The organism is Actinomadura sp. 21ATH, assembly GCF_041951345.1.
In the GTDB taxonomy this organism is placed as follows: domain Bacteria; phylum Actinomycetota; class Actinomycetes; order Streptosporangiales; family Streptosporangiaceae; genus Spirillospora.
The window spans coordinates 288,205-313,699 of record NZ_JBGNUR010000004.1; the positions used below are offsets into that span (position 1 = coordinate 288,205).

The following is a 25,495-nucleotide window of genomic DNA, read 5'->3' on the forward strand; positions in this document are numbered from 1 at the left end:
CCCCCAGATTCCCGTGTGGCCGGGCTCTCCCCGGCCTTTCGAAACGATACGGTTGCGTATCGTTCGATCCGGCCGTACGCTCGGGGCGAGCCATTTACGAAACGTTCCCGTATCGCCGGACCAGGGAGTGCCCGTGGACCCCGAGACCATCAGGCGCAGGCGCTGGTACATCCTCGGCGTGCTGACGTTCAGCCTGCTCGTCGTCGTGCTCGACAACACCATCCTGAACGTCGCGCTCAAGACGATCGCCGACCCGGACGCCGGACTCGGCGCGACGCAGAGCCAGCTGGAATGGGCGATCAACTCGTACACCCTGGTCTTCGCCGGGCTGCTGTTCACCTTCGGGGTGGTCGGCGACCGGCTCGGCCGCAAGCGGGTGATGGTCGCGGGGATGGCGGTGTTCGCGCTGGCCTCGCTGCTGTCGGCGTACGCGCAGAGCCCCGGCCAGCTGATCTGGGCGCGGGCGCTGATGGGCCTGGGCGGCGCGGCGATCATGCCGCAGACGCTGTCGATCATCACCAACGTCTTCGAGCCGCACGAGCGCGCCCGCGCGATCGGCATCTGGAGCGGCGCGGTCGGGCTGGCCATCGCGATCGGGCCGGTGACCGGCGGGCTGCTGCTGGAGTACTTCTGGTGGGGCTCGGTCTTCCTGATCAACGTGCCGGTCATCGTGCTCGGCACGGTGCTGATGATCTTCCTGGTGCCCGAGTCCCGCAACCCCGACCCCGGGCGGCTCGACCCGGCCGGCGTGCTGCTGTCGATCATCGGGCTGGTCGCGCTCTCGTACGGGATCATCCAGGGCGGCGAGCACGGCGCCTGGCTGGAGGCCGGGGTGCTCGGCCCGATCGGGGCGGGCCTGGCCGTGCTGGCGCTGTTCGCCTGGCACGAGGCGCGCACCGACCATCCCGCGCTGGACGTGCGGCTGTTCCGCGACCCGCGGCTGTCGGCCGCGGTGGCCGCCATCGCGCTGGTCTTCTTCGCCGCGTCCGGCATGATCTTCTTCGTCGGCTTCTACCTCCAGTCGGTCCGCGGCATGAGCGCGCTGGAGTCGGGCGCGATGCTGCTGCCGTTCGCGGCCGCGCAGCTGATCTTCTCGCCGCGCAGCGCCGCGCTGGTCCGCAGGTTCGGCGCGAAGGCGGTGTGCGCGGCCGGCCTGCTGCTGGTGTCGGGCGCGCTGGCGTCGTACTGGGCGATGGGGATCGACGGCCAGACGCCGCTGTGGCTGCTGGGGGCCGTCTTCTTCGTCCAGGGCGCCGGGATGGCCAACGTCATGCCGCCCGCCACCGAGTCGGTCATGTCCGCGCTGCCGCGCGAGAAGGCGGGCGCCGGGTCGGCGCTCAACAACACGGCCCGGCAGGTCGCCGTGGCGATGGGCGTCGCCGTGCTCGGCTCGCTGGTCGCGTCGGTCTACCGCGACGGCCTCGGCGACCGGCTGGACGCGCTGCCGCAGCCGGCGCGCGAGCTGGCCGGCCAGTCGATCGAGGGCGCGCACGGCGTCGCCGAGGGGCTCGGCGTGCCCGGCCTGATCGCCGCCGCGGACGCCGCGTTCGTGCACGGCATGCAGATCGCCGGCGGCGCGGGCGCGGTGATCGCGCTCGCCGGCGCGCTGGTCGTGCTGAAATGGCTGCCCGGCCGCGACCGCGCCGGCGCCCCCGCCGAGGAGGCGGAACGGCGGGAGACCGCCCGCGTGTGACGCGGGCGGCGCCGCGCGAGGGTTCGAGAATGGTGCCGACATGACTGAGACGACGACGGGCCGCCCCGGCCGGCCCCGCAGCGAGCGCGCCGAGAAGGCGATCATCGAGGCCACGCTCGACCTGCTGGCCGAGGAGTCCGGGGTGGCGGGCGTGTCGATCGAGGCGGTGGCCGCCCGCGCCGGGGTCGGCAAGACGACCATCTACCGGCGCTGGCCCAACAAGGAGGCGCTGATCGTCGGTGCGCTGGCCGCGGTCAAGACGCCGCTGAGCGAGCCCGCCGGGGTGTCGGTGCGGGAGGACCTGCTGATGATCGCGAAGGCGATGGGGGCCGAGCGCGACCACCGGCACGCGCGCTGCTTCTGGAACGTGGTCGGCAGCGCCGAGAAGCATCCGGAGCTGTTCGCGCGCTACCGGCACGACGTGCTGCTGCCGCGCCGGGACGTGCTGCGCCGCGTACTCCTCAGGGGAGTGGAGAACGGCGAGCTCCGCCACGATCTCGACATCGAGGCGGCGATCGCCCTCATGGTCGGCTCGCTCGCCCACAAGACGCCGCGGGACCGCGTTCCGGAGGGCTTCCCGGAGGCGGTCATCGACACCCTGCTCAAGGGAATGGCGACCGGGGCAAATAGTGCAAACGACGCATAGAGGCCGAAAGTGGTCGTGCTTCGGGCTTCCCGGGCGTCCGCTCGGCCACAAGCATGGTCCTCATAGTTAGATGTTCTGCACCATTTCGCCCAGTGCGCCGTGATCTTCTCCCTGGATCATGCCTGATGCCTCATACTGTCGCTGGGAGTGATAGGACGACCGGTTGTCTGGAGCGCGTCTGGTGAGATCCGTCATGGCGTCGCGCGGCGACGCGCCCACCGCCGATTCCGCGTCCCGCACCCTGGTCCTGGCGATCGACGGGACACGGCGCATCGTCCAGTGCGGGCCCAACGCCCCGGCCGTCCTCGGGCACGCGCCCGCCGACCTGATCGGACGTACCCCCGGCGAGCTCGTCGACGACGAGGCCAAGGCCGACATGGAGGCGCTGCTGGAGGCCATCGCCGCGGGCCAGGAGCGCACCGCCGTGCTCCCGGTACGCCGCGGCGGCGAGGGCGCCGCCGCCGCCAACGGCGCCGCCGCGTCCGCCGACGCCGTCATCACCGCGCAGCCCATGGTCGGCGGCGAGGCCCCGATGGGGCTGCTGCACGTGCGGGTGCCGCTGCCGCCCAGCGAGCGCTACCAGGACCCGGCCCTCATGCGGCGCGCCCTGATGGACGACCCGCTCACCCGCTTCGGCGCCTCGCTCGACCTCGACCAGTCCGCCAAGGGCCTGGTCGACGTCATCGTCCCGCACTACTGCACCACCGCCTCGGTCCTGGTGCTGGAGAGCCTGGTGGCCGCCGACGAGGTGCACAGCGAGTCGGGCGCGGCCGTGCTGCGCCGCATCGCCGTCACCTCCGACGACGGCAACCCGATGTGGACGGCCACGTTCCCGGTCGGCGAGGTGCTCGTCTACCCCGAGGGCACCCCGTACCGCGACGTCCTGGAGAACGCCCAGCCCGTCCACCTGCCGCACGTCGACGCCGCCAAGGCCGCCGACATCGCCGCCCGCTGGCGCCGCAACCCGGCGGGCGAGCTGCTCACCGGCGCCTCGATGGTGCTGCTGCCGCTGATCGCCCGCGACACGCTGCTCGGCTTCATCGCCTGCACCCGGGTGCCCGGCTTCCGCCGCTTCGACGCGTACGACGTCGAGATCGGCATGGAGTTCGCGGCCCGCGCCGCCATCGTCATCGACAACGCCCGGCTGTTCAGCCGGGAACGCGCCACCGCCCTCGCCCTGCAGCGCAGCCTCCTGCCGCACCGGCTGTCGGCGCCCTCATCGGTCGAGGTGCGGCACCGCTACCTGCCCGGCAGCAAGCTGGTCGAGGTCGGCGGCGACTGGTACGAGTCGATCGCGCTGCCCGGCGCCCGCGTCGCGCTGATCGTCGGCGACGTCGCCGGGCACGGCGTGCGCGCCGCCGTCACCATGGGCCGGCTGCGCACCGCGCTGCACACGCTGGCCAACCTGGAGCTGCCGCCCGCCGACGCGCTGCACGTCATGCACGAGCTGATGGTCGAGCTCGGCGAGCAGGAGCCGCACTTCGCCACCTGCGTGTACGCCGTGTACGACGCCACCTCCGGTACCCTGGAGGTCGCCTCCGCCGGCCACCTGCCGCCGCTGCTGGTGGGCCCCGACGGCGACAACGAGTACCTGCGGATCCCGCCCGCCCCGCCGCTGGGCGTCGCCGGCACCGCCACCATCGAGAGCCGCGAGTTCGCCGTCGAGGACGGCAGCGTCTTCGTCATCTACACCGACGGCCTGGTCGAGAACCGCGGCCGCGACATCGACGACGGCCTGGCCCGGCTCCGCGGCATCTTCGGCCCCGGCACCGCCGAGCGCTCCATGGAGGACCTCGCCAAGGCCACCCTCGCCGGCGTGTACGCCGACCACCACCGCGACGACATCGCCGTCCTGCTGGCCCGCCTGCGCCGGCTGCCCGACGACCGCTGGACGTCCTGGACCCTCCCGTCCGACCCCGCCGCCGTCCGCCGCGCCCGCGGCCTGGTCCGCGCGCAGCTGGAGGAGTGGGACCTGGAGGACCTGGTCTACACCACCGAGCTGATCGTCTCGGAGCTGATCACCAACGCGTTCCGGTACGCCCCGGACAAGCCGATCGAGCTGCGCCTCCTCCTGGAGCGCACCCTGGTCTGCGAGGTCCTCGACCACTCGGCCGCCCTGCCCCGCCTCCGGCACGCCGCCGACGACGACGAGAACGGCCGCGGCCTGCTGGTCGTCAGCCAGCTCGCCCACCGCTGGGGCACCCGCCGCACCTCCACCGGCAAGGTCGTCTGGTGCGAGCAGATCGTCCCCGGCGTCGACCCCGACCCCTACGAGCCCGAGACCACCTGGCCGGGCCAGAACCACCACAGCGTCTGAGCCGGAGCGTACGGGCGACGGGAGCCGGCCAGGACGGGTTCAGCGGTCGCGGGCGGGTTCGCGCCAGCGGTTGGTGATGGGGAGGCGGCGGTCGCGGCCGAAGTTCTTGGCGGTGATCTTGGGGCCCGGGGGGTACTGGCGGCGCTTGTACTCGGCGAGGTCGACCAGCCGGATGACGCGGTCCACGATGGCGGGGTCGTGGCCGGCGGCGACGAGGGAGTCGCGGCCCATGTCGCGCTCGACGTAGTCGATCAGGAGGGGGTCGAGGACGTCGTACGGCGGGAGCGTGTCGCGGTCCTTCTGGTCGGGGCGCAGTTCGGCGGACGGCTCCTTGACGATGATGGCCTCGGGGATGGGCTCCTCCTCGAACGGGTGGAGGAACGGGAGGTGCGAGCCGACCTGGGTGTTGCGCCAGCGGGCGAGGGCCCAGACCATCGTCTTGGTGAGGTCCTTGATGGGGCCGAAGCCGCCGGCGGAGTCGCCGTACAGGGTGGAGTAGCCGGTGGCGAGCTCGCTCTTGTTGCCGCCGGTCAGGACGAGGTGGCCGTGCTCGTTCGACAGGCCCATCCAGACGTTGGCGCGGATGCGGGCCTGGAGGTTCTCGGCGGCCAGGCCGTGCAGGTCGAGTTCGGCCTCGAACGCGTCGACCATGCCGCGGATCGGGACGACGCGGGAGTGCAGCCCCTGGCGCTTGACCAGTTCCTCGGCGTCGGTGACCGAGCCCTCGGTGGAGTAGCGGCTGGGGAGCAGGACGACGTGGACGTCCTGGGGGCCGAGCGCGTCGGCGGCGATCGTCGCGACCAGCGCGGAGTCGATGCCGCCGGACAGGCCGAGGAGGACCGAGCGGAAGCCGTTCTTGCGGACGTAGTCGCGGGTGCCGAGGACGAGCGCGCCGTAGACCTCGGCGAGGTCCGGGAGGGGGTCGGCGGTGGTGAGCGGGTCCGGCTCGTACGCGGGGAGGAGCTCCTCGGTCACCACCCGGTGGTCGATGGTGATCATGGTGCCGTCGCCCGCGTTGACGGTGCCGGTGACCGGTTCCAGGGACGCGGCGGGCAGGTCGAGGTCGGCGAGCAGGAGGTGCTCGACGAACTGCGGGGCGCGGGCGACCTGCGTGCCGTCCGCGCCGACGATGAGGGAGTCGCCGTCGAAGACGAGCTCGTCCTGGCCGCCGACCATGTTGACGTACGCGAGGGCGCAGCCGGCCTCGCGGGCGCGGTCGGCGCACAGTTCGAGGCGGAGGTCGTCCTTGTTGCGCTCGTACGGGGAGGCGTTGACGGCCAGCAGCAGGCCGGCGTCGGCGGTGGAGGTGACGCTGACGGGGCCGCCGTCCTGCCAGAGGTCCTCGCAGATGACGGTGGCGACGTCCACGCCGTTCACCCGGACGACGGGGAGCGTGTCGCCGCGGACGAAGATGCGGTACTCGTCGAAGACGCCGTAGTTGGGCAGGTGGTGCTTGGCGGAGCGGACGAGGACCTCGCCCTGGTGCAGCCACGCGGCGGCGTCGAGCGGCGACCCGGCGGGCATGCCGGCGCGCAGCATGCTGAGGGGTCGGCGGTCGAGGTAGCCGGTGACGACCGGGACGTGGCCGAGCCCCGCGTCGGCGAGCCGGCGGGCGACGCCTTCCAGGGCGCGCTGGGACGCCTCGACGAAGGAGGAGCGGAGGGCGAGGTCCTCGACGGGGTAACCGGTCAGCGCCATCTCGGGGAAGGCGACCAGGTGCGCGCCGGCGTCGGCGGCGCGCCGGGTCCAGTCCACGATGAGGCCGGCGTTCCCCTCCAAATCGCCGACCGTCGGGTTCACCTGTGCGAGAGCGATCCGAAGCTGTGCCACTTCAACCAGCCTAAAGCAGACGAATGGGTATCGTCATTATGACGAGAAGTACGGTTCCGTGCCAGTCCCGGACCGCGGTCAGCGGAGCGAGGCCAGCGCGTCCAGACGATGCCCGTTCGATCCCGAGGTATACCGGCCCGACTCCGCCAGCCAGTCGATGTGCGCCCGTGGCGCCCCCAGCAGCACCCGGACGACCTGGCGCGCGGCGGCGCACTCGGCCGGGGTCAGCCGCAGCTTGTCGATCACGCCGACCATCGCCCGCGCCCCGGCGAGCACCCCGTCGGAACGCGCCGCGATGAGATCGGCGACCCGCCCGCCGGCCCGGGCCGCGTCGACGCCGTACGTGGCCGACAGCACGATCACCAGGTTGTGCGCGTCGCCGAGGACGGATTCGCGGCCGTAGGAGGCGACGTCGTTCGACCAGTTGAGCACGTCGGCGGTGCCCTGGAGCAGGTCCTGGAACGCCGGCAGCCCGAGAAGCCGCTCCGGCAGCTCCACCCCGAGGACGGCCTCGATCAGGTCGTACAGGTACGGGGCGGCGCCCCGGCGGCGCAGCGCCGCGTACTCGCCCGGCGCCGGCAGCCGCCGGGTCCGGCGGTGCACGGCCTGGTCGGCGCAGCCCGCGCGGTGCTCGTCCAGGTGGGCGAGGAAGCGGCGGCGCCACTCGCGGCTCATCAGCCGCCCGGTGGCCTGCCACAGCTCCACGACCGTGGTCTCCAGCGGCCGCGCCCCCGGGCTGGCGTGGCCGCGGCGCAGCGCCCTCGTCAGGTCCTCGAACACCGCGTGGACGTTGGTGGCGCTGCCCGCGACCGAGGTCTCGTCGAGCGTGTCGTCCAGCGCGAACGTCCAGGTCAGCCAGCGCGCGAAGAGGTCGACGCGGGCCGGTTCGGCGGCCGGGAAGAGGCGGGCGGCGAGCCGCTCGCAGCGGGCCCGGCCGAGCGGCGAGGTGTCCGGGTCCCCCAGCACCAGCCCCCGGCCGCGGGCCCACGCGCCGACCCGCTCGCCGAGCTTCCAGGCATCGGCGCGCATCACCGACGGGGCGGCCAGCGAGGCGGCGCGGTCGGTGAGCGAGAGCAGCAGTGAGGCGTCCACGACGGGACCCACGTTATTGATCATTCCGAGACCGGACCGATGATCGCCACGTCAAATTTCGGGAAATGGAAGAGGGGAGGTGGACCGCCCCGGCCGGCGCGCCGCGCGGTAGGGTCCGGCGATCCGCAGAAAATCAGGAGGAATCGTGTCCGTACCAACCCCCCGGCGCTTCGCGCTGGGAACGGCGGCGGTCGCCCTCACGCTGGCGGCCGCGACGGCCTGCGGCGGTGACGAGGGCGCCACGGTGCAGGGCGTCAAGCTCATCAAGAAGGGGTCGCTGACCTCGTGCACCCACCTGCCCTACCCGCCCTTCCAGGAGGAGAAGGGGGGCAAGGTGGTCGGGTTCGACGTGGACATGATCGACCTGGTGGCCAAGAAGCTGGGCGTCACGCAGAAGATCGTGGACACGCCGTTCGAGACGATGAAGACCGGCTCGGCGCTGAACGCCGGGAAGTGCGACATCGTCATGGGCGGGATGACGATCAAGCCGGACCGCACCAAGTTCATGGACGTGTCCAAGCCGTACTTCGACGCCACCCAGGCCCTCATGGCGAAGAAGGACAGCGGGATCACGTCGCTGGACGACGTCAAGGCCAAGAAGCTCAAGCTCGGCTCCCAGGCGTCCACCACCGGTGAGGACTTCGTCAAGGGCAAGGGCCTCGACCCGCGCTCGTTCGACAACTCGCTCGCCGAGCTGGACGGCCTGCGCACCGGCCAGGTCGACGTGATCGTGCAGGACTACCCGGTCGTGCAGGGCTGGCTGAAGGATCCCGCCAACGCCGCCAAGTACGCGATCGTGGCGAACCTGGAGACCGGCGAGCAGTACGGGTTCTGGATCCGCAAGGGCCACAACCCCAAGCTGGTCGAGATCACCAACCAGGTGATCGCCGAGTCGAAGGCGAACGGCACGTACAAGCAGATCTACGAGAAGTGGATCGGCCCGATGCCCAAGACCGGTGACGGCGGATCGGGCGGCGGTACGCCGTGACGGCCGAGCCCGTGAAGGCCGCGGCGCCGTCGGGGATGTCCCGGCGGCGCCGCCGCCGGCTCACCCTCGGCGGCCAGTACACGCTGTTCTTCGCCGTCGTGCTGGTGATCGTGCTGCTGGCCGACTGGCCGCAGCTGCGGGCCAACTTCGCCAACCTGGACGTGGCGAAGGAGCTGTTCCCGGAGATCATCACGGTCGGGCTGCTCAACACCGCCGTCTACACCGGGCTCGGCTTCGTGCTCGGCCTGGTGGCGGGGCTCGTGGTCGCCCTGATGCGGCTGTCGTCGGTGGCCCCGTACCGCTGGTTCGCCACCGTCTACATCGAGATCTTCCGCGGGCTGCCGCTGCTGCTGATCTTCATCTTCGTGGGCGTCGGCGTGCCGCTGGCCTTCCCCGGCGCGAACGTCCCGGGCGGCGTGGCCGGTCAGGCGGGCCTGGCGCTCGGGCTGACGGCGACCGCGTACATGGCCGAGACGATCCGGGCCGGCATCGAGGCGGTGCCGCGCGGCCAGCTGGAGGCGGCCCGCTCGCTGGGCATGTCGCACGGCCGGGCGATGGTCTCGATCGTCATCCCGCAGGCGTTCCGGATCATCATCCCGCCGCTGACCAACCAGCTGGTGCTGCTGTGCAAGGACTCCTCGCTGGTGCTCTTCCTGGGCGTCACGCTGGAGCAGCGCGAGCTGACGAAGTTCGGCCGCGACCTGGCGGGCCAGCAGGGCAACACCACGCCGATCATCGTGGCCGGCATCTGCTACCTGCTGCTCACGATCCCGCTGAGCCTGCTGGCCCGGCGGCTGGAGGCCCGGCAGCGGAAGGGGACGCGATGACGGCCGTACACAGCGCCATCGAGATCAGGGAGCTGCACAAGTCGTTCGGGGCGAACGAGGTGCTGCGCGGCATCGACTTCCACGTCGAGTCCGGCGAGGTGGTCTGCGTGATCGGCCCGTCCGGGTCGGGCAAGTCCACGCTGCTGCGCTGCGTGAACCTGCTGGAGGAGCCCACCAAGGGGACGGTACGGGTCGCCGGCGCCGAGGTCACCGACCCGGAGGTCGACATCGACGCCGTCCGCCGCCGGATCGGCATGGTGTTCCAGTCGTTCAACCTCTTCCCGCACCTCACCGCGCTCGGGAACGTCACGATCGCGCAGCGCAAGGTGCTCAAGCGCGGCAAGGCCGAGGCCGAGAACACCGCGCGCGAGGTGCTGGAACGGGTCGGGCTCGGCGACAAGTTCGGCGCGTACCCGGCGCAGCTGTCGGGCGGCCAGCAGCAGCGGGTCGCGATCGCCCGCGCGCTGGCCATGGGCCCGGAGGTGATGCTCTTCGACGAGCCGACGTCCGCGCTGGACCCCGAGCTGGTCGGGGACGTGCTGGGCGTCATGCGGGAGCTGGCCGAGGAGGGGATGACCATGCTGGTCGTCACCCACGAGATGAGCTTCGCCCGCGAGGTGGCCGACCGGGTGGTGTTCATGGACGGCGGGGTCGTGGTCGAGGAGGGCCCGCCCGCGCAGGTGATCGCCGACCCGCGGCACGAGCGCACCCGGACGTTCCTGTCCCGCGTCCTGGACCCGGCCGCCGCCCGCGTCGGCGACACCCGCGAGGCGGGCGGGCACGCCGGCTGAGCCGGCGGAGCCGGCCCGGAAGGCGCCCCGCGGGCGATCCGGGACCGCCCGGGGATGCCCCGCCCGCACCCGGTGCGGGGCATCCCGGGATGTGTGGCAGAGTTTGGAACGGTGTTATGGGCGGTTTCGCTCCAGGCCGAAGCGGCGATCGTCGTACGTAACGTCGCGGTAACAGCCGCCGGGCATACTGCAAGCTAGCCAGACCTGTCAGCACCTGCGGAAACGCCGGCCCGCGCGTACCGGGAAGACCACCGGGAACGGGCCGGACGCGGGCACGGCGTCGTCAGAGGAGAGGGCCTTGGACCGTCAGCAGGAGTTCGTGCTCCGCACGCTGGAGGAGCGCGACATCCGCTTCATCCGGCTGTGGTTCACCGACGTGCTCGGGTTCCTGAAGTCGGTGGCGGTGGCGCCCGCCGAGCTGGAGGGGGCGTTCGCCGAGGGCATCGGCTTCGACGGCTCGGCCATCGAGGGCTTCGCCCGGGTGTACGAGGCCGACATGATCGCCAAGCCGGACCCGTCCACGTTCCAGGTGCTGCCCTGGCGCAGCGAGGCGCCCGGAGTGGCGCGGATGTTCTGCGACATCCTGATGCCGGACGGCACCCCCAGCTTCGCCGACCCGCGGTACGTGCTCAAGCGCGCGCTGGCCCGGGCCGCCGACCTCGGCTTCACCTTCTACACCCATCCCGAGGTCGAGTTCTACCTGTTCAGGGACAAGCCCGAGGACGGCGGCGAGCCCGAGCCGGTGGACGCCGGCGGCTACTTCGACCACACCCCGCACAGCGCGGCGCACGACTTCCGGCGCAACGCGATCACGATGCTGGAGGCGATGGGCATCTCGGTGGAGTTCAGCCACCACGAGGGCGGCCCCGGCCAGCAGGAGATCGACCTGCGGTACGCGGACGCGCTCACCACCGCCGACAACATCATGACGTTCCGGCTGGTGATGAAGGAGGTCGCCCTGGAGCAGGGGGTGAACGCCTCGTTCATGCCCAAGCCGTTCACCGAGCACCCGGGCTCCGGCATGCACACCCACATGTCGCTGTTCGAGGGCGACCGCAACGCCTTCTACGAGCCGGGCGCCGAGTTCCAGCTCTCCAAGGTCGGCCGGGCGTTCATCGCGGGCGTGCTGCGGCACTCGGCGGAGCTCACCGCCGTGTGCAACCAGTTCGTCAACTCGTACAAGCGGCTGTGGGGCGGCGTCGGCTCCACAGCGGGCGCCGGCGGCGAGGCCCCCTCGTACATCTGCTGGGGGCACAACAACCGGTCCGCGCTGGTCCGCGTCCCGATGTACAAGCCGCAGAAGGGCCACGCGACGCGGATCGAGTTCCGGTCGCTGGACACCGCCGCCAACCCGTACCTGGCGTTCGCCGCGATCCTGGGCGCGGGCCTCAAGGGCATCGAGGAGGGGTACGAGCTGCCCGCCGGCGCCGAGGACGACGTGTGGGCGCTGACCTCGGCCGAGCGCCGCGCGATGGGCATCGAGCCGCTCCCGCAGAGCCTGGACGAGGCGATCCACGCGATGGAGCGCAGCGAGCTGATGGCGGACGTGCTGGGCGAGCACGTCTTCGACTTCTTCCTGCGCAACAAGCGCGCTGAGTGGGAGGAGTACCGCCGCCAGGTCACCGAGTTCGAGCGCAAGCGGCTGCTCGCCGTCCTCTGATCCCTGGCCCCGGCCGTTCCCGACCGCCACCGGCCAGCGGTGTAACGCCAGGTCGGAGGCGGTGGTGAGGGGAACGCAGCGAAATCGCAACCTTCCGGCGGGCCGATCGCGCTCGGCGGCGGGCCGTCCCGGATTACGGTTGAGGCCGTGAGCGAGCCGTGGACATCCGACCGCCGTCCCTCCCTGACCGGCCGGCTGGCCCGGCTCGGGTTCACCGACGCCGGCCGCGCCGAGCGCGCGCTGCTGGAGGCGGCCCGGGCGGGCACCGCCCCCGACGACGACGCGCTGGACGCCCTCGGCGGCACGGCGGACCCCGACCTGGCGCTGGACGGCCTGCTGCGGCTGCTGGCGGCGGCCGACGCGGCGGGGGAGGGCGAGGAGCTGCGCGCGGCGCTCCGCAAGGACGGCGCCGTCCGCGAGCGGCTGCCCGCGGTGCTCGGCGTCAGCGCGGCCCTCGGCGACCACCTCGTCCGGCATCCGGGCCACTGGCGGGCGCTGGGCGAGGCTGGAGCGCTCCAGCCCGCCCCCGGCCAGGCCGGCGCCGCCGCCCTGCGCGCCGCGCTGCTGGCGGCCGTGGGCGCCGATCCGGCGGACGCCGAGCCGGTCGCCGCGGACGCGGGGACGGCGACGCTGGTGGCGCTGCGGGCGGAGTACCGGCGGCACCTGCTGGCCCTGGCGGGCCGCGACCTGGCCGGCGTCGCGGACGTCGCGGAGGTGGCGGCCGAGCTGGCCGACCTGGCCGCGGCGGCGCTGGAGGCGGGGCTGGCCGTCGCCCGCGCGGAGGTGCCCGGGCACGCGTCCTGCCGGCTCGCGGTGATCGGCATGGGCAAGTGCGGCGGCCGCGAGCTCAACTACGTCAGCGACGTCGACGTGATCTTCGTGGCCGAGGCCCGCGAGGGCGCCGAGGGAACGGATCGGGGAACGGAGCCCGGCGCGGGCGAGGACGCCGCGCTGCGGACCGCGACCCGGCTCGCCTCGGCGCTCATGCGCGCCTGCTCGGCCAGCACCCCCGAGGGCCCCCTGTGGGAGGTGGACGCCGGCCTGCGCCCCGAGGGGAAGGCCGGGCCGCTGGTCCGCACCCTCGCCAGCCACCGCGCCTACTACGAGCGCTGGGCCAAGACCTGGGAGTTCCAGGCCCTGCTCAAGGCGCGCCCGGTGGCCGGGGACGCCGAGCTGGGCGAGCGCTACCTGGCCGCGATCACCCCGCTGATCTGGAAGGCCGCGGCGGGGGAGGGCTTCGTCGAGGACGTCCAGGGCATGCGCCGCCGGGTCGAGGCCCACCTCAACGAGCGCGACCCCGAGGCCGACCGGCAGCTCAAGCTCGGCCCCGGCGGCCTGCGGGACGTGGAGTTCGCCGTCCAGCTGCTCCAGCTCGTCCACGGCCGCGCCGACGAGACGCTGCGCGGCGCCGGGACGCTGGGCGCGCTCACCGCGCTGTCGGAGGGCGGGTACGTGGGGCGCGACGACGCCGCGGCCCTCGCCTCGGCGTACCGGTTCCTGCGCCGCGTCGAGCACCTCGTCCAGCTGCACCGGCTGCGCCGCACCCACACGGTGCCGGACGACCCCGCGGACCTGCGCCGCCTCGGCCGCGCCCTCGGCCTGCGCACCGAGCCGGTCGGCGAGTTCACCGCGCTGTGGCGGCGGCACGCCCGCGAGGTCCGCCGCATCCACGAGAAGCTCTTCTACCGGCCGCTGCTGCGCGCCGTGGCGCGGCTCCCCGGGCAGGAGGCGCGGCTCACCCCAGAGGCCGCCCGGACCCGCCTCGTCGCGCTCGGCTACAACGACCCGGCCGGGGCGCTCCGGCACATCGAGGCGCTCACCTCAGGGGTGTCGCGGCGCGCCGCGATCCAGCGGACGCTGCTGCCGGTGATGCTCGGCTGGTTCGCCGACGCGCCCGACCCCGACGCGGGCCTGCTCGGGTTCCGGCAGGTCAGCGACGCCCTCGGCACCACCCCCTGGTACCTGCGGCTGCTGCGCGACGAGGTCACCGTCGCCGAGCGGATGGCGTGGGTGCTCGGCTCCAGCCGGTACGCCACCGACCTGCTGCTGCGCGCCCCCGAGGCCGTGACGATGCTGGGCGACTCCGCCGAGCTGGCGCCGCGCTCGTACGGGGCGCTGCGCACCGAGGCGCTGGCCGCCGTCCGCCGCCGCACCGAGCCGGGCGCGGCCGCCGAGGGCGGCGCGCGGGCCGCCGCCGAGAACGCCGCCGCCGTCGTGCGCGGGCTGCGCCGCCGCGAGCTGCTCCGGGTGGCCGTCGCCGACCTGCTCGACCTCACCGGCGTCCGGGACGCCGGCGAGGCGCTCACCGACATCGCCGCCGTCACCATCGAGGCCGCGCTCCAGGCCGCGATCGGCAGGATCGAGGCCGAGCGCGGCGAGCCGCTGCCCACCCGGATGGCGGTGGTCGCGATGGGCCGGTTCGGCGGCCACGAGCTGGGCTACGGCAGCGACGCCGACGTGATGTTCGTGCACGACCCGCCGCCCGGCGCCGACGAGCGGGAGGCGGGCCGCGCCGCGCACGCGGTGGCCGAGGAGCTGCGCCGGCTGCTGGCGCTGCCCGCCCCCGACCCGCCGCTGGAGATCGACCCCAACCTGCGGCCCGAGGGCCGGCAGGGGCCGCTGGTGCGCACGCTGGCCTCGTACGCCGCGTACTACGCCCGCTGGTCGGCGCCCTGGGAGGCCCAGGCGCTGCTGCGCGCCGACCCGATCATCGGCGATCCGGAGCTGTGCGAGCGGTTCCGCGCCCTGATCGACCCGGTCCGCTTCCCCGAGGACGGCATCGACGACGACGCCGTACGGCAGATCCGGCGGCTGAAGGCCCGGATGGAGTCCGAGCGGCTGCCGCGCGGCGTCGACCGCAGGCTGCACGTCAAGCTCGGGCCCGGCGGGCTGTCGGACGTCGAATGGGTCGTCCAGCTGCTCCAGCTGCGGCACGGCCACGACGCCCCCGCCCTGCGCACCACCCGCACGCTGGCCGCCCTGGACGCGGCGGCCGCCGCCGGCCTCCTGGACGCCGAGGACGCCGCCGTCCTCGCGGAGGCGTGGCGGCTGGCGACCCGGATCCGCGGCACCGTGATGCTCGTCCGGGGCCGCGCCTCCGACCTGCTCCCGACCGACCACCACAAGGAGCGCAGCGCCGTCTCCCGCGTCCTCGGCTACCCCGGGACGGGCGACCTGCTGGAGGACTACCGCAGGCACGCCCGCCGGGCCAGGGCCGTCGTCGACCGCGTCTTCTACGGCGTCCCCGATCAGGGGACCACCTGATCCGGCGCGTCCGCGGCCGCCCCCGCCCGGGACCGCTCGGGCCGGGCCCCGGAGACGCCCCCGACGGTCTCCGGGGCCGGCGCGGGGGACTTCGCGCGCGGCGGCACGATCAGCAGGAACGCGACGTGCCGCAGCGCCGGACCCGACGCCCGCGCTCCCAGCCGCTTCAGCTGCGCCGGGTAACGGTGGTAGAGCAGCCACGACAGCGCCAGCGCGCCGGCGATCAGCGCGATGCCGGCGACCGCGTCCAGCAGGTAGTGGTTGGCCGTGGCCAGGATGACCGCGACCGTGGTCAGCGGGTACAGCACGCCCAGCGCCTTCAGCCAGCGCCGGGTGGCCAGCCGCACCAGCGCGAACCCGCACCACAGCGCCCAGCCGGCGTGCATCGACGGCATCGCCGCGTACTGGTTGGTGAACGACCCCGAGGCGTCGCCCGAGTACAGGCCCAGCGAGTTCAGCGCGGTGACCGGGTCGACGAAGCCCTCGTCCCCAAGGAAGCGCGGCGGCGCCAGCGGGTACAGCCAGAAGCCGGCCAGCGCCAGCCCGGTGGCGACCATCAGCCCCGTGCGCAGCCAGCGGTAGTCGTGCGGCCGGCTCCGGTAGATCCACACCACCACCCCGAGCGTCACCGCGAAGTGCGCGGTGGCGTAGAAGACGTTGGCGGTGCGCGCCAGCCAGGGCACCGACAGCAGCGTCTGGTTCATCGCCAGCTCGATGTCGATCCCGATGGCCCGCTCGAACCCCAGGATCCGGTCGGCGTTGGCGAACGCCTGCGCGGTCCCGTCCTGGACCAGCACGATGCGCGTCAGCGTGTAGGCGGCGTAGAAGAGGGCGATCAGCAGCAGCTCCCGCCACAGCGGCGGCGCGGTGAGCGCCCGCGGGAGCGGCAGCCGGGCGGACCGCGGCGGGGTGGCCTCGCGGACCTGGTCAGTGCGGCCGCTGGGGGGCGGCGGGGCGATTTGCGCCATGCTCGCAACTCTGCCGCGCGGCCGTCCTTTTGAGATCACCGGCGCGGACGGTCTTGCTCTCAGACCTGAGTAGTACGGAATCGGCGCAGGATACGGACTTTCGGGTGAGGTGGTTCCGGGCCGCGGAGTAGACCGAGGTCAGGGGTGCGCACGCATCGTTCTCCAGGACGATGGGTAGGCCAGCAGCGTCCCCCCGTGATCGGAACGGAGGGGTGATGGCGCGCACGGGCACGGTCCGCTCAGCGCTCGCGGCCCTCGCCCTGTGCACGGCGGCGGCCTGCTCGGGCGGCGGCGGCGAGACCCCGGACCCCGGCCCCGAGGACCGGCCGCCCGCCGCGATCATCGGGCAGCGCCCGTCCTGGGGGCCGTGCCGCGACCTGCCGTCGCCCGCCGGCTCCCGGTCCCGCCCGCCGGTGCCCGCGCCCGCGCCCGAGTGCGCCGTCGTCACCGTCCCGCTGGACTACTCCGAGCCGGACGGCGACACCATCGGCCTCACCCTCATCCGGGCCCGCGCGACCGGCCCGGGCGAGCGGATCGGCTCGCTCGTCCTCAACTTCGGCGGCCCGGGCGGCTCCGGCGTCGACGCGCTCGCCGACTCCCTCGACCGGTACGCGCGCCTCCGCACCCGCTACGACCTGGTGAGCCTCGACCCGCGCGGGGTGGGCCGCAGCGCCCCGGTCACCTGCGTGGACGACCGGCGGATGGACGACATCGCCGCTATGGACGACTCGCCCGACGACGCCGCCGAGGAGCGCGCCTTCCTCGACGCGCGCCTCTCGTACGACAAGGGCTGCCAGGCCCGCGCGGGCCGCGTCCTGCCGTACGTCGGGACGCCCTCCGCCGCCCGCGACCTGGACGTCGTCCGCGCCGTCCTGGGCGACGCCCGGCTGCACTACTTCGGGATCTCGTACGGGACGTGGCTCGGCGGCGCCTACGCCCACCAGAAGCCGGGCGACGTGGGCCGCGCCGTCCTGGACGGCGCCGTGGACACCGGGCTCAGCGACGTGGAGACGGACCTCCAGCAGACCGCCGCGTTCGAGCGGGCGCTCGGCGCGTTCGCCGCGTCCTGCGCGGGCCAGGGCGCCACCGCCTGCCCGCTCGGCCGCGACCGGGGGCAGGTGCTCGCCAAGGTCGGCGGGCTGCTCGGCGGGCTGGACGCCCGGCCGCTGCCCACCGGCGACCCGGCGGGCCGCACGCTCACCCAGAGCCTCGGCGTCACCGGCGTCATGGCCGCGCTCTACTCCGAGGACCTGTGGCCGGTGCTGCGCGAGGGCCTCACCGAGGCCGCCGAGGCCGAGGACGGCAGCAAGCTGCTCGCCCTCGCCGACCTCCAGCTCGGCCGCCGCCCCGACGGCCGCTACACCAACTCCGTCGCCGCCAACACCGCCATCACCTGCGCCGACACCGCCGAGCGCCGGACCCTCGACCAGGTCCGGCGGCTCGTACCGCGCTTCACCGAGGCGTCACCCGTCTTCGGGCCGTCGATGGCCTGGGGCCTGCTCCAGTGCACCGGATGGCCGGTCGACGGCGACCGCGACGCCGGCCGGGTGAGCGCCCCGGGCGCCGCGCCCATCCTCGTCGTCGGCAACACCGGCGACCCCGCCACCCCGTACGCCTGGTCGCCCGCCCTCGCCCGGGCACTCGGCGGGAAGGCCGTCCTCCTCACGCTCAAGGGCCAGGGGCACGGCGCGTACGACACCGGCGACGCCTGCGTCCGCGAGGCCGTCGACCGCTACCTCCTGGACGGCGCCGTCCCCCGGAACGGCACCACCTGCGGCTAGGGCAGGATCTGCTCCACCTTCATCGGCTCCTTGAGCGCGTTGCCGACCGTGCAGTAGCGCTCGTGCACCCGCTTGGCCACCGCCTCGAACACCTCGGCTGCCTTCGCGGTCCCCTCGGGGCCCTCGGGCAGCTCCACGTCGTACTCGATCCGGATCGTGCCGAGCGTGCTCGTGGCGACCTTGTCGGCCGACACCGTCGCGGCCAGCCGCACCAGCCGGTGCCCGCGCTTGGCCGTCAGCGGCTCCACCGTGACGATCTCGCACCCGCCCAGCGCGGCCAGCAGCAGCTCCACGGGCGTGAACACGCCCTCCTCGTCACCGGACCCGATCGCCACCCGCGCCCCGCGGTCGTTGGTCGCCTCGAACCCGTCCCCGGTCCGCTTCACGTTCACGGAGGTCATCAGGAGCTCCCTTGCTCGCCCGTGGTGATGGATCGCGCTGATCGTCCACGCTCTCCGATCATCGCAAACCAGGAGCGCCGCCGCGTTCTTCCCGCACGCGAGAGCCCCGCCGCCCGGAACGGACGGCGGGGCTCTCGCGGGCCGGACGGGCGGCGGCCTAGATGTCGTAGTAGAGCTCGAACTCGTGGGGGTGGGGGCGGAGGCGGATCGGGTCGATCTCGAACTCGCGCTTCATCGCGATGTACGTCTCGACCAGGTCCGGCGTGAAGACGCCGCCCTCCAGCAGGTAGTCGTGGTCGGCCTCCAGCGAGTCGAGCACGCCCTCCAGGGAGCCGGGGACCTGCGGGATCGCGCGGGCCTCCTCCGGCGGCAGCTCGTAGAGGTCCTTGTCGACCGGCTCGGCGGGCTCGATCTTGTTCTTGATGCCGTCCAGGCCGGCCATCAGCATCGCCGAGAACGCCAGGTACGGGTTGCAGGACGGGTCGGGCACCCGGAACTCGATGCGCTTGGCCTTCGGGTTGGAGCCGGTGATCGGCACCCGGATGCAGGCCGACCGGTTGCGCTGCGAGTAGACCAGGTTGACCGGGGCCTCGAAGCCGGGGACGAGGCGGTGGTAGGAGTTCACCGTCGGGTTCGTGAAGGCCAGCAGCGACGGCGCGTGCTTGAGCAGGCCGCCGATGTAGTAGCGCGCGTTGTCCGACAGGCCCGCGTAGCCGACCTCGTCGTAGAACAGCGGCGAGCCGTCCTTCCACAGCGACTGGTGGCAGTGCATGCCGGAGCCGTTGTCACCGAAGATCGGCTTGGGCATGAACGTCACGGTCTTGCCGGCGGCGCGCGCGACGTTCTTCACGATGTACTTGTAGAGCAGCAGGTTGTCGGCCGTCTTCAGCAGCGTGTCGAAGCGGAAGTCGATCTCGGCCTGGCCGGCGGTGCCGACCTCGTGGTGCTGCATCTCGACCGTGATGCCCGAGGCGATCAGCTGGGCGACCATCTCCGAGCGCAGGTCGGTGTAGTGGTCCATCGGCGGGACCGGGAAGTACCCACCCTTGTACGGGGGCTTCGCGCCCAGGTTGCCGCCGGGCTCCTCGCGGCCGGTGTTCCAGGCGCCCTCGATCGAGTCGAGGAAGTAGTAGCCCGCGTTCTCCTTGGTCTCGAAGCGGACGTCGTCGAAGATGTAGAACTCGGCCTCGGGACCGAAGTAGCAGGTGTCCGCGATCCCCGTGCCGCGCAGGTAGTCCTGCGCCTTCTTGGCGACGTTGCGCGGGTCCCGGCTGTACGCCTCGCCGGTCAGCGGGTCGTGGACGAAGAAGTTCAGGATCAGCGTCTTGTGCTGCCGGAACGGGTCGAGCACCGCGGTGCTCGGGTCCGGGAGCAGGAGCATGTCGGACTCGTGGATCTCCTGGAACCCGCGGACCGACGACCCGTCGAACATCAGCCCCTCGGTGAAGACGCTCTCGCCGAAGCTCTCCACGGGGAACGTGAAGTGCTGCATCTTGCCCGGCAGGTCCACGAACCGGCAGTCGACGAAACGCACGTCCTCGTTCCTGATGAAGCTCAGGACCTCATCGGCGCTGCTGAACATCCAGCCTCCTTGGGGCGCTTTACGGCTCCCGGCAGCCTAGGAACCGGCCGTTTCCCGGTCGTGTCTCGTATGTTTCGACTGTGTTACGCATCACTCTGTGGTTTGCGTCACTTCCCCCAAGGCCCCTGCCCGGGGCCGGGTAAGAGCCCGCCCAGCAAGCGGATACCGTATGGTCATGAGCACCGGTAAGGAGCGCCAGCCCGCGAACGCGCGGTGGACGCAGACGTGGCTGGGAGGCGCCCGCTCGGCCGGGGCCGACCTCGGTACGCCGGGGACGCGGCTGGGCCTGCCGGAGAAGGGGAGCGGCGCGGTCGCCGGCTACGGCCGCCGGCTGGTGGCCCTCTTCGTCGACTGGGGCGCGTCCCTGCTGATCGCCACGTTCCTGACCCGGACGTTCGGCTGGGAGCCCGCGCAGCGCAGCATGTGGACGCTCGTCGTGTTCGGCGTGATGGTCTGGCTGCTGACCGGGCTGCTCGGCACCACCATCGGCAAGCGGCTGGCCGGCATCCGGGTGGTCCGCCTCGACGGCCGCCCGGTCGGCCCCGTCTGGTCGCTGGCGCGGACGTTCCTGCTCCTGCTGGTCGTGCCCGCGCTGGTCTGGGACCGCGACTACCGCGGCCTGCACGACCGGGCCGCCAACACGGCCGTGGTCAACATCTAGCCCGTACGGGCGATCACGGAAAACGAGAAAAGCGCCCCGCGGGGCGCTTTTCGCCGTTCCGGGCCCGGGGCCTCAGCGGGTCTTGGGCTTGGGGCCCTTCGGCATCCGGGCGCCCTTGGGGATGGGGCCCTTGGGCATCTGCATGTTGCGGGGAAGGGCCTGCAGCCGGTCGTTCAGCTCGGCGACCTGGCCCTTGGTGAGGTTGCGGGGCAGCTTCATCAGGTGGCGCTGGAGCTTGCCGACCGGGATCTGGCCCTCCTCCTCGCCGACCTGCACGTCGTAGATCGGGACCTGCTGCGCCGCCCGGGAGATGCGCCTCTTCTCCGCGCCCAGCAGCGGGCCCACCCGGTTGCGCGGGCCCTCGGACACCAGGATCACGCCGGGACGGCCGACCGCGCGGTGCACCATGTCCAGGTTGCGGTTGCCGCTCACCGCCTCGGTGACCGTCCAGCCGCCGCGCATGTTCTTCAGGATCGCGGCGGCGGCCCCCGGCTGCCCCGCGATGACCTTGTACTGCGCGCGCTGGGCCAGCTGGCCGAACACGATCATGCCCACGGCGATCGCGGCCAGGATCCCCAGCGGGATGAAGAACCACAGCTGGCCGAAGAGCAGCCCGATCAGGATGACGACGACCAGGGTCCCGATCGCCGAGGCGAACACGATCGGCAGGGCCTTCGGATCGGCCTGCCGGAGGACCTGGGCGACCATGCGGATCTGCTTGAGGCGGCCCGGACGCTCCTGGCCTCCGTCCGTGGGCTTTTTAGACATGCCTACAAGGATAGTCCGGTCTGGACCATGTCCGGGTGCGGGGGAACGCCCGGAGAAGGGGCGCTCAGCTGCTGCGCGCCTCGATCGCCTGCTTGTACAGGCGGCCGGCGCGGTAGCTGGAGCGCACGAGCGGCCCGGACATCACGCCCGCGTACCCGATCTCCTCGGCCTCGGCGTTCAGCTCCACGAACTCCTCGGGCTTCACCCAGCGCTCCACCGGGTGGTGCCGCGGGGTCGGCCGCAGGTACTGGGTGATGGTGATCAGCTCGCAGCCGGCCTCGTACAGGTCGCGCAGCGCCTCGGAGACCTCCTCGCGGGTCTCGCCCATGCCCAGGATGAGGTTGGACTTGGTGACCAGCCCGGCCTCGCGGGCGCGGGTGATGACCTCCAGCGAGCGCTCGTACCGGAAGCCGGGACGGATCCGCTTGAAGATCCGCGGCACCGTCTCGACGTTGTGGGCCAGCACCTCCGGCCGCGAGGAGAACACCTCGGCCAGCTGCTCGGGGCGGGCGTTGAAGTCGGGGATCAGCAGCTCGACGCCGCAGCCGGGGACGGCCGCGTGGATCTGCCGGACGGTCTCGGCGTACAGCCAGGCGCCGCCGTCCTCCAGGTCGTCGCGCGCGACGCCGGTGACGGTGGCGTACTTCAGCCCCATGGTCCGCACCGACTCGGCCACCCGGCGCGGCTCGTCGCGGTCCAGCGCGGCCGGCCTGCCGGTGTCGATGTTGCAGAAGTCGCAGCGCCGCGTGCACTGGTCGCCGCCGATGAGGAACGTGGCCTCGCGGTCCTCCCAGCACTCGAAGATGTTGGGACAGGCCGCCTCCTGGCAGACCGTGTGCAGGCCCTCGGACTTCACCAGGCCGATGAGCTCCCGGTACTGAGGTCCCATCTTCAGCCGGGTCTTGATCCACTCGGGCTTGCGCTCGATCGGGGTCTGGCTGTTGCGGGCTTCAATGCGCAGGAGCTTGCGCCCCTCGGGTGTCACCGTCGTCACTCCTTCAGGGTACGTCCGGATCCCCGGTGCCCCCGCATCGGCAATGAAGATCACACTTCGCAACCAGGCCGATATCCGGGTTTCTCCCATGGACACCACCTGATCTCCTAAGGTGACTCCCTGTCGCCAAGCAGAGCCGTCAGCAGGAGGATCCACCGTGGGCCTGGCAATGTCGTACCTCAGGGTGCCGCCCGTGCTGGAAGGGGAGCGGGATCCGGGCGCGATCGCACGCCTGATCTTCGGTGCCTCCGACTGGCGGCGCCGGCAGCCCGCACCCTGCGTCCTGGACCTGGGCGGCGGCTGGCAGGCGCTGCACTACCTGATCACCGGCGACCCGTGGGACGGGCGCCCGCCGGAGTCCGACGTGGTCTGCGGCGGCCGGCTGCTCACCGAGGACGGCACGGGCGAGCTGGGCGCGGACGTCATCTACCTGGCGCCCGACCGGGTCAAGCCCGCCGCCGACCACCTGGCCGCCACCCCGTACGGGAGCGTCGCCGGCCGGTACGACCCGGCGGCGATGGCCGCGGCCGGGGTGCAGGACGCCCGGTCGCTCCGGCCGGACGCCGCGTCCCTCAAGCCCGCCTACGACGGCCTGACCCGCTTCTACCGCGCCGCGGCGGACGAGGGGCAGGCCGTCTACAAGGTGATGGCCGAGCGCTGATCCCGGCCGGGCCGGGCGGCGCTCAGGCGGCGTCGATCTGCGCCGTGGTGCGGTGGACGTACTCCGTGGCCCCCAGCACCGCCGCCAGGTGCCGCTCGGCCACCGGGGTCACCTCGGCGGCCGTGACCGGGCGGCCGAGCTCGGCGGTCAGCGACGTGGAGCCCACGTCGCGGATGCCGCACGGCACGATCCGGTCGAACCAGCCGAGGTCGTTGTCGCAGTTCAGCATGAAGCCGTGCATCGCGACGCCGCGCGACACCCGGATGCCGATGGAGCCGATCTTGCGGTCGGGGGTGCCGGGCACCCACAGCCCGCTGCGGCCCTCCACGGTGGTGGTCGCCAGCCCGAACTCGGCGCAGACGTCCATCATCATCCGTTCCAGCAGCCGGACGTAGGCGACCACGTCCACCGGGTCGGGCAGCTTCACGATCGGGTACCCGGTCAGCTGCCCCGGCCCATGCCAGGTGATCTTGCCGCCGCGGTCCACGTCGACCACCGGCGCGCCGGGGTCGCCGAACGGACGGTCGAGGGCCTCGGTGCGCTTGCCGGCGGTGTAGACCGGCTCGTGCTCCATCAGCAGCACGGTGTCGGGGATCTCGTCGTTCACCCGCCGCTCGTGCGTGCGCTTCTGCAGGTCCCAGCCGGTCTCGTACGGCACCGCGGCCGTCCCGAAGCCCACATGCACGATCACCAGTTCGCGCGCCGTCGCGCGTACGTCTACCTCGCTCACGCCCTTCAGCTTATGCCTCAGAGGTCGGCGAGCAGCCTGGGGTCGATCCGGCTCTCCTTCGCGGTGCCGGGCCCGTCGGGCTCCACGCGGTAGGCGCCGGCGCCCCGCACGCACGAGACGGCCTGCACGAACTCGGTGCCGACGTAGTGCAGCCCGACGCCCTCGTCGGCCGCGTACGCCGCCGGCAGCGTGCCCTCCCCGACGAGCTGCTGCAGCAGCGGGCGCCGCTGGTCGTCGCTGTCGTAGTGGATGCCGCAGGAGTAGGGGAGCAGGCCCAGCCCGTCGGTGAACGGCCGCAGCCGCGGCCCGAAGGAGTCGGTGGTGCCGCCGGTGTGCCAGCACAGCGCGCCCGCGCTCCGCCCGGCGAGCACCACCCCGGCCCGCCACGCCTCGCGCAGGATCTCGTCGAGCCCGTGCGCCCGCCAGACCGCGAGCAGGTTCACCACGCTGCCGCCGAGCACGTACACCAGGTCCTGGGCCAGCAGGTGCGCCCGCATGTCGGGCACGCTGGGCATCGGGAACAGCGCCAGGTGGGTCACCTCGGCGTCGGCCCGGCTGAACGCGGCGTACGCCCGCCCTATCCCGGCCTGGTCGTCGCCGCCCGCGGTGGCCAGGAAGCAGACCCGGGGCCGGTCCTGCCCGGTCAGGTCGAACGCGTAGCGCATCAGGGGGCTGGGGACGGTCCCTTCGCGGTCGTCGGGAATGAAGTCGCCGCCGCCGATGGCGAGGATGTGGGGCTGCCCGTCGGTGCTCATGACGCTCACCGTACGGGCATGGCCGGGCGCAGAGGGTGACTTTCGGGAATCCCGGCCCTTCTCGCCGTTCCGTCTCAGCGGTCCTTCAGGGCGGCCTCCAGCGCCCCGCCGAGCTCGGGATGGGCGAACGCGAACCCGGACTCCTCCAGCCGCCGCGGCACGATCCGCTGGCTGATCAGCACGCCCTCGTCCGCGAAGCCGCGCAGCGCCGCCCGCAGCGCCACCGCCGGGACGGGGACGACCGCGGGACGGTGCAGCGCGCGGCCGAGCGCCTTGGTGTACGCGGCGTTGGTGACCGGGTTCGGGGCGACGAGGTTGACCGGGCCCGCCATGTCCGGCACGCCGCCCGTGCCGTCCGTGCCGCCCGTGCCGCTCGGGTCCGCCGGGCCGCTCGCGCCGATCAGGTGCCGCAGCGCCGCCACGGTGTCGTGCAGGGTGATCCAGCTGAGCCACTGGCGGCCGTTCCCCAGCGGACCTCCGAGGCCGAGCCTGAACAGCGGCAGCGTCCGCCCGAGGTAGCCGCCGCGGGCCGTGAGCACGACGCCCGTGCGCGGGTGGACGACCCGTACGCCCGCCTCCGCCGCCGGGGCGGCCGCCGCCTCCCAGTCGCGCACCAGCCCGGCCAGGAACCCCTCGCCCGGCGGCCCGGACTCGTCGGTCTCCCGGCCGCCGGTGCCGCCGTAGTACCCGATCGCGGAGCCGGACACGAAGACGCCCGGCCCGGCCCGGGCCACCGCCTCGGCGAGCGTCCGCGTCCCCTGGACCCGGCTCTCCCGGATCAGCCGCTTGCGCGCCGCCGTCCACGGCCGGTCGCCGACCCCGGCCCCGGCCAGGTGCACCACGGCGCCGGCGCCCTCCAGCGCCGCATGGCCGACCATGCCGCGCGGGTCCCAGCGCGCCTCGTCGGGATCCCCCGGTGGCCGCCGCACGAGCCGCACCACGTGGTGCCCGTCGCGGCGGAGCGCCCGCACGAGAGCCGTACCGATGAGTCCGCTCGACCCGGACACGACCACCTTCATACCGACACCCTAGAGCGCCCATGTAGAAGGACCCTGCCGCTCCCGTACGGGAACGGCAGGGTCCTCA

21 protein-coding genes are annotated in these 25,495 nt (G+C 73.1%); 11 read left to right on the plus strand and 10 right to left on the minus strand.

Going from position 1 to position 25,495, the window contains the following annotated elements; translation table 11 throughout:
* Positions 1-133 precede the first annotated feature (133 nt).
* From ACA361_RS16045 to ACA361_RS16055, 3 genes are all read left to right on the plus strand, one after another.
* Entirely contained in the window at positions 134-1,693 is a 1,560-nt protein-coding gene (locus ACA361_RS16045) for an MFS transporter (RefSeq protein WP_375012758.1), read from the plus strand.
* Between the two features lie 40 nt (positions 1,694-1,733).
* Positions 1,734-2,339 carry a TetR/AcrR family transcriptional regulator gene (locus ACA361_RS16050; protein ID WP_375012759.1) on the plus strand — a complete coding sequence of 202 codons (606 nt, stop codon included), beginning with the start codon at positions 1,734-1,736 and terminating at the stop codon, positions 2,337-2,339.
* A gap of 181 nt (positions 2,340-2,520) precedes the next feature.
* Positions 2,521-4,656: a SpoIIE family protein phosphatase gene (locus ACA361_RS16055; RefSeq protein ID WP_375012760.1), complete on the plus strand. Its 2,136-nt coding sequence runs from the start codon at positions 2,521-2,523 to the stop codon at positions 4,654-4,656.
* Positions 4,657-4,695: 39 nt separating this feature from the next.
* Here ACA361_RS16055 and ACA361_RS16060 read toward each other — a convergent pair whose 3' ends face one another.
* Together ACA361_RS16060 and ACA361_RS16065 are read right to left on the minus strand one after the other, a co-directional pair.
* A complete protein-coding gene (locus ACA361_RS16060) occupies positions 4,696-6,486 on the minus strand; it encodes an NAD+ synthase (RefSeq protein ID WP_375012761.1) in 1,791 nt (596 codons plus the stop codon).
* Positions 6,487-6,564: 78 nt separating this feature from the next.
* Complete coding sequence (locus ACA361_RS16065) at positions 6,565-7,590, minus strand: terpene synthase family protein (protein WP_375012762.1); 1,026 nt, start codon at positions 7,588-7,590, stop codon at positions 6,565-6,567.
* 133 nt (positions 7,591-7,723) lie between these two features.
* Here ACA361_RS16065 and ACA361_RS16070 point away from each other — a divergent pair, with 133 nt between their 5' ends.
* The 5 genes from ACA361_RS16070 (at position 7,724) to ACA361_RS16090 (ending at position 15,108) form a co-directional block, all read left to right on the plus strand.
* Positions 7,724-8,566, plus strand: coding sequence for a transporter substrate-binding domain-containing protein (locus ACA361_RS16070; RefSeq protein ID WP_375012763.1), 843 nt, complete (start codon positions 7,724-7,726; stop codon positions 8,564-8,566).
* The gene (locus ACA361_RS16075; RefSeq protein WP_375012764.1) at positions 8,563-9,393 is read left to right on the plus strand and encodes an amino acid ABC transporter permease; all 831 of its coding nucleotides are present in this window, start codon (positions 8,563-8,565) and stop codon (positions 9,391-9,393) included. Before ACA361_RS16070 ends, ACA361_RS16075 begins: the two co-directional genes overlap by 4 nt.
* Positions 9,390-10,184, plus strand: a complete 795-nt coding sequence (locus ACA361_RS16080; RefSeq protein ID WP_375012765.1) for an amino acid ABC transporter ATP-binding protein — start codon at positions 9,390-9,392, stop codon at positions 10,182-10,184. The genes ACA361_RS16075 and ACA361_RS16080 overlap by 4 nt, the downstream gene beginning before the upstream one ends.
* Positions 10,185-10,482: 298 nt before the next feature.
* Positions 10,483-11,844, plus strand: coding sequence for a type I glutamate--ammonia ligase (glnA, locus tag ACA361_RS16085; protein WP_375012766.1), 1,362 nt, complete (start codon positions 10,483-10,485; stop codon positions 11,842-11,844).
* Between the two features lie 147 nt (positions 11,845-11,991).
* Positions 11,992-15,108, plus strand: a complete 3,117-nt coding sequence (locus tag ACA361_RS16090; protein ID WP_375012767.1) for a bifunctional [glutamine synthetase] adenylyltransferase/[glutamine synthetase]-adenylyl-L-tyrosine phosphorylase — start codon at positions 11,992-11,994, stop codon at positions 15,106-15,108.
* Here ACA361_RS16090 and ACA361_RS16095 read toward each other — a convergent pair.
* Positions 15,093-16,076, minus strand: a complete 984-nt coding sequence (locus tag ACA361_RS16095) for a phosphatase PAP2 family protein (protein WP_375012768.1) — start codon at positions 16,074-16,076, stop codon at positions 15,093-15,095. The two genes, ACA361_RS16090 and ACA361_RS16095, sit on opposite strands and share 16 nt — an antisense overlap.
* A gap of 215 nt (positions 16,077-16,291) precedes the next feature.
* Here ACA361_RS16095 and ACA361_RS16100 point away from each other — a divergent pair, with 215 nt between their 5' ends.
* The gene (locus ACA361_RS16100) at positions 16,292-17,857 is read left to right on the plus strand and encodes an alpha/beta hydrolase (protein ID WP_375012769.1); all 1,566 of its coding nucleotides are present in this window, start codon (positions 16,292-16,294) and stop codon (positions 17,855-17,857) included.
* Here ACA361_RS16100 and ACA361_RS16105 read toward each other — a convergent pair.
* Positions 17,854-18,258 (minus strand): OsmC family protein, encoded by a 405-nt coding sequence (locus ACA361_RS16105; RefSeq protein WP_375012770.1) that lies wholly within the window; start codon positions 18,256-18,258, stop codon positions 17,854-17,856. The two genes, ACA361_RS16100 and ACA361_RS16105, sit on opposite strands and share 4 nt — an antisense overlap.
* A gap of 157 nt (positions 18,259-18,415) precedes the next feature.
* Complete coding sequence (gene glnA, locus ACA361_RS16110) at positions 18,416-19,840, minus strand: type I glutamate--ammonia ligase (RefSeq protein WP_375012771.1); 1,425 nt, start codon at positions 19,838-19,840, stop codon at positions 18,416-18,418.
* Between the two features lie 175 nt (positions 19,841-20,015).
* Between glnA (ACA361_RS16110) and ACA361_RS16115 the strand changes: the two genes are divergently transcribed.
* Positions 20,016-20,501, plus strand: coding sequence for an RDD family protein (locus tag ACA361_RS16115; protein ID WP_375012772.1), 486 nt, complete (start codon positions 20,016-20,018; stop codon positions 20,499-20,501).
* A 72-nt stretch (positions 20,502-20,573) separates the two neighbouring features.
* On the opposite strand, the gene ACA361_RS16120 is transcribed toward ACA361_RS16115, so the two are convergent.
* Positions 20,574-21,269 carry a DUF4191 domain-containing protein gene (locus tag ACA361_RS16120; protein ID WP_375012773.1) on the minus strand — a complete coding sequence of 232 codons (696 nt, stop codon included), beginning with the start codon at positions 21,267-21,269 and terminating at the stop codon, positions 20,574-20,576.
* Between the two features lie 64 nt (positions 21,270-21,333).
* Positions 21,334-22,263, minus strand: a complete 930-nt coding sequence (gene lipA / locus ACA361_RS16125; RefSeq protein WP_375012774.1) for a lipoyl synthase — start codon at positions 22,261-22,263, stop codon at positions 21,334-21,336.
* A gap of 157 nt (positions 22,264-22,420) precedes the next feature.
* Here lipA and ACA361_RS16130 point away from each other — a divergent pair, with 157 nt between their 5' ends.
* A complete protein-coding gene (locus ACA361_RS16130) occupies positions 22,421-22,924 on the plus strand; it encodes a YfbM family protein (RefSeq protein ID WP_375012775.1) in 504 nt (167 codons plus the stop codon).
* Positions 22,925-22,946: 22 nt separating this feature from the next.
* Here ACA361_RS16130 and lipB read toward each other — a convergent pair whose 3' ends face one another.
* From lipB to ACA361_RS16145, 3 genes are all read right to left on the minus strand, one after another.
* Positions 22,947-23,654 (minus strand): lipoyl(octanoyl) transferase LipB, encoded by a 708-nt coding sequence (gene lipB, locus ACA361_RS16135; RefSeq protein ID WP_375012776.1) that lies wholly within the window; start codon positions 23,652-23,654, stop codon positions 22,947-22,949.
* 17 nt (positions 23,655-23,671) lie between these two features.
* The gene (locus tag ACA361_RS16140; protein ID WP_375012777.1) at positions 23,672-24,409 is read right to left on the minus strand and encodes a Type 1 glutamine amidotransferase-like domain-containing protein; all 738 of its coding nucleotides are present in this window, start codon (positions 24,407-24,409) and stop codon (positions 23,672-23,674) included.
* Positions 24,410-24,483: 74 nt separating this feature from the next.
* On the minus strand, positions 24,484-25,428 hold the full coding sequence (locus ACA361_RS16145; protein ID WP_375012778.1) for a TIGR01777 family oxidoreductase: 945 nt from the start codon (positions 25,426-25,428) through the stop codon (positions 24,484-24,486).
* Positions 25,429-25,495 lie beyond the last annotated feature (67 nt).

Excerpts from the sequence above, each read along its gene's own strand:
- ACA361_RS16115 (WP_375012772.1), top strand. The coding sequence starts at position 20,016 with ATGAGCACCGGTAAGGAGCGCCAGCCCGCGAACGCGCGGTGGACGCAG.
- ACA361_RS16140 (WP_375012777.1), bottom strand. The coding sequence starts at position 24,409 with ATGAGCACCGACGGGCAGCCCCACATCCTCGCCATCGGCGGCGGCGAC.
- ACA361_RS16120 (WP_375012773.1), bottom strand. The coding sequence starts at position 21,269 with ATGTCTAAAAAGCCCACGGACGGAGGCCAGGAGCGTCCGGGCCGCCTC.
- ACA361_RS16050 (WP_375012759.1), top strand. The coding sequence starts at position 1,734 with ATGACTGAGACGACGACGGGCCGCCCCGGCCGGCCCCGCAGCGAGCGC.
- ACA361_RS16145 (WP_375012778.1), bottom strand. The coding sequence starts at position 25,428 with ATGAAGGTGGTCGTGTCCGGGTCGAGCGGACTCATCGGTACGGCTCTC.
- ACA361_RS16095 (WP_375012768.1), bottom strand. The coding sequence starts at position 16,076 with ATGGCGCAAATCGCCCCGCCGCCCCCCAGCGGCCGCACTGACCAGGTC.
- ACA361_RS16080 (WP_375012765.1), top strand. The coding sequence starts at position 9,390 with ATGACGGCCGTACACAGCGCCATCGAGATCAGGGAGCTGCACAAGTCG.
- glnA (WP_375012771.1), bottom strand. The coding sequence starts at position 19,840 with ATGTTCAGCAGCGCCGATGAGGTCCTGAGCTTCATCAGGAACGAGGAC.
- ACA361_RS16105 (WP_375012770.1), bottom strand. The coding sequence starts at position 18,258 with ATGACCTCCGTGAACGTGAAGCGGACCGGGGACGGGTTCGAGGCGACC.
- ACA361_RS16100 (WP_375012769.1), top strand. The coding sequence starts at position 16,292 with ATGGCGCGCACGGGCACGGTCCGCTCAGCGCTCGCGGCCCTCGCCCTG.